Source organism: bacterium (assembly GCA_024224155.1).
Lineage (GTDB): Bacteria > Acidobacteriota > Thermoanaerobaculia > Multivoradales > JAHEKO01 > CALZIK01.
Genome location: JAAENP010000252.1, coordinates 1 through 3142 on the forward strand (window position 1 = coordinate 1; position 3142 = coordinate 3142).

Annotated in this window: 3 protein-coding genes; 2 read left to right on the forward strand and 1 reads right to left on the reverse strand. The window is 65.3% G+C overall.

Annotated features, from left to right (window positions below):
• The first annotated feature begins 382 nt into the window (after positions 1-382).
• Positions 383-1345 (forward strand): hypothetical protein, encoded by a 963-nt coding sequence (locus tag GY769_13215; protein MCP4202877.1) that lies wholly within the window; start codon positions 383-385, stop codon positions 1343-1345.
• A 3-nt stretch (positions 1346-1348) separates the two neighbouring features.
• Here the strand turns inward: GY769_13215 and GY769_13220 are convergent, their stop codons facing one another.
• Positions 1349-2095, reverse strand: coding sequence for a PilZ domain-containing protein (locus tag GY769_13220; protein ID MCP4202878.1), 747 nt, complete (start codon positions 2093-2095; stop codon positions 1349-1351).
• Between the two features lie 138 nt (positions 2096-2233).
• Between GY769_13220 and GY769_13225 the strand changes: the two genes are divergently transcribed.
• Positions 2234-3022: a PhzF family phenazine biosynthesis protein gene (locus tag GY769_13225; protein ID MCP4202879.1), complete on the forward strand. Its 789-nt coding sequence runs from the start codon at positions 2234-2236 to the stop codon at positions 3020-3022.
• Positions 3023-3142 lie beyond the last annotated feature (120 nt).

The following is a 3142-nucleotide window of genomic DNA, read 5'->3' on the forward strand; positions in this document are numbered from 1 at the left end:
GCGCTCTCTTCCGGAAGTGGCGCTCGAAGCTCCTCGGCCCGACGCTGAGGAACCATCCGCATCGGGAGACGCTCGGAACCCGGCGATTGGGAGGACCCCCCCGGCTCCGGCTCCGAGTATTCCCGAGGCTCCGGGCACTGCACCGCAAGAGCCGAGTCCCTTGCCCCGAGTGCCCCGAGTGCCGCTTGCGCCGTCTGCTCCAGTCGAGCCCGCCGCTGGGTTCGCCCCTCCGACTCCCGCCCCGGTCGCACCTGCGCGCGTCGCTTCGTCTCCGGTCGAAGCCGCGCCGTCGGCGCCGCCGACACCAGCGACACCGCTGGTACCGGCGCTGCCCGCGCCGCCACGAGCCCCCAGACCGGACTTCGACAGAATCGCGCCCCTGGTGCCGCTTGCGGGCCCGACAGCGGTACCGCTGTCGACCGCGCGATTCGCGCGCTTGACCGCCGATGGATCGTACCTCGGCAGCGACGAGCCGCCCGAAGCGCGGGAACGCTCCGAGGATCGAGAAGCGGAGGCTCCGTCCGGAGGCGACGAGGCGCACCACGGGGACGCGTACCACGATGCCTACGATGACGAGCTGGACGCCATGGAAGACGCCCTGGAAGCGGAGCTGGAGAAGCTCGAGGAAGAGCTGGAAAGCGAGCTGGAGGTTCTCGAGGACCAGCTGGAAGACCACATGGACGCGCTCGAGGACAAGACCGAAGTCGAGCTGGACGCGCTGTTCGAAGAGTTCGAGGACGGGCTCGAGGATGACGTCGAGATGGCGGAGGAGGAGCTCGAGGCCTTGGAGGAGAGCCTCGAGGCGCAGCTCATGGAGCGAGACCTTTCGGAGGCTGAGGCTGAGGCTGAGGCAGTGGAGCGCAAGCTTGAGCGCCTGGAGGAGAATCTGGGCCGCTTCGAGGAGCTGCAGGACCGCGAGCTCGAACGGATGGCGCGACGCTTCGAGCGCGCCGCGGAGAGGTTGTGGGGGAGAGAGTTCGAGCGCGAGCTCGAGCGCGCGTTGGAGTCTCATGAAAGGGCTCTGGAGCGGCGCATGGAATCCGCGGCTCGGCAGATGGAACAGGCTTCGCGCCGCCTGGAGACCGCCAGGAGCGCGGAAGAGCGCGAGCAGCTATTGGCCGAGATCAGAGACCAGGCGCGGCTCATGCTTCCGAGTCAAGAGGAACTGGCCGAGATCCGAGCCCATGTCGAGAGCGTTGAGGCCGAGCTGGCGCCGCGGATGCAGGAGTTCGAGCGCATCCAGAAGGAGTTCCGGCAGGCGCTGGAGGAGTGGCGGTCCAGCTACGGCACCGAGCTCGAGATGCTGCGTCGGCAGAATCAGGAGTCGATGCGCGGGGTCTACTGACGGCTAGACGCCTGCCGATTGCGACGTCCGGGCACCTCGCTCGGCGCCGACCGGGGGCGTTTCGGCGAGCGTCCGGTCGACGAAGCGACGCAGCCTGAGGATTTCGTTGCGCTCGAGCTCGACGAATCGCAGACCGATCCCAGGAGCCTCCCCGTTGCCGGCGTGACGCACGACCAGGGCGGTTCCGCGGATGGGCTCCTGCTCGTCGGGCAGGCAAAACTCTAGGTTGACGGCCATTCCGATCGGCATTGCCTGGGCGCCTTTCAGCCGCATGCCGGATTCGGAGATGTTCTCGGACTGGAAGCACTTCAGAGCCGAGCTCGACTGGGTCTTAACGGTGACGTTGACCATCATCCTGGAGTTGCTTCGGACCGGTACGCCCAGAAGCTCAGAGACCGCTTGCTGAATCTCTGGCCTAGCAGCCGATTTGGACAGCACTCGAGCCGGGTGATTCTCCAGTCTCTCCTTGATCTCAGCGATGTCGCGATCGTTGGCCATGACCAGGGCTGGAGTACCCGCGCTGGCCGATTCGAAGGACTGCAATGCACTCAAGACGCTGTCCACGGGGAGGTCAGAAAGAGGCTCCTCCACGACCAGCAAGTCGTAGAGCGAGTTCCCGGTGAGGATCAAGGCGGCGGCGCCGGAGCGAGCGTGATGAAAAGCCATGGATGTCCGGGAGAAGACCTCCGTGAGATTCCTGGGGACGACGTCGGAATGCACGACGGCCAGCACCTTCAGATTCTTTTCCACGTTGAGCCTTTCTCTTGTGAGAGCGGTTCCACCGCTCGTTTCATGGCTCAGATTAGGGGGCCTGGAGCGAACGGGCTATTGAAGAGTTCACACCCTTTCGCGAGGCTACGGTAAACTCGGATTCCGGAACGGCCCGCCATGAGTTACGCGCTTTATACGGTCGATGCGTTTGCCGCCAAACCCTTTTCGGGCAATCCGGCGGCGGTCTGCCTGTTGCCGGAGGCTGCGCCTGCGGACTGGATGCAGAGCGTCGCGAATGAGATCCATCTCTCGGAAACCGCCTTTCTGGTCCCGGGGGACGACTCGTTCGGCTTGCGTTGGTTCACTCCCAAGATCGAGGTCGATCTGTGTGGTCATGCGACCTTGGCCAGCGCTCATGTCCTGTGGGAGACGGGCACGGTGCCCGCGGCCGACTCTTTGCTTTTCGCCACCCGCAGCGGCCTACTTGGCGCCGAGCAGAACGGGGAGTGGATCCGATTGGATTTCCCGGGTGATCCGCCCCACGAGTGCGAGCCCCCGTCGGGATTCGAGCAGGCGCTCGGAGGCCGGGTGTCCTGGTTCGGCCGGGGCAAGGACTACGAGTTCGTCGAGGTCGCGACAGAGGCCGAGCTCCGTGGTCTACGCCCGGATTTCCGTGCCTTGAAAGAGCTTGTTCCAGTCGGTGTCTGTGTCACGGCGCTGCCGGACTCGGGACCATACGACTTCATGTCGCGCTTCTTCGCCCCCGGGGCCGGTATCGATGAGGACCCGGTTACGGGTTCGGCCCATTGCTCTCTGGCTCCATACTGGAGCGAGCGCACGGGCAAGTCGAAGCTGCTCGGCTACCAAGCGTCCGCGCGCGGCGGTACCGTGAGAGTCAGCCTCGTCGGCGATCGGGTGGCGATCGAAGGCCAGGCGCTTACCGTGACTCGCGGCGAGCTGCTCTAGCCTGGCCTTCTCACCAACCTTCTACTGCGGCGCCGTAAATACTTGAATCTGCAGCGTTACGCTCCCATCGGCTTCCTCGGCGTACGTCGAGTACGCCTGCGTCAGCCTCGGTCGCAAGCC

Coding starts and splice junctions, on each gene's coding strand:
- GY769_13225 (MCP4202879.1), top strand. CDS start 2,234: ATGAGTTACGCGCTTTATACGGTCGATGCGTTTGCCGCCAAACCCTTT.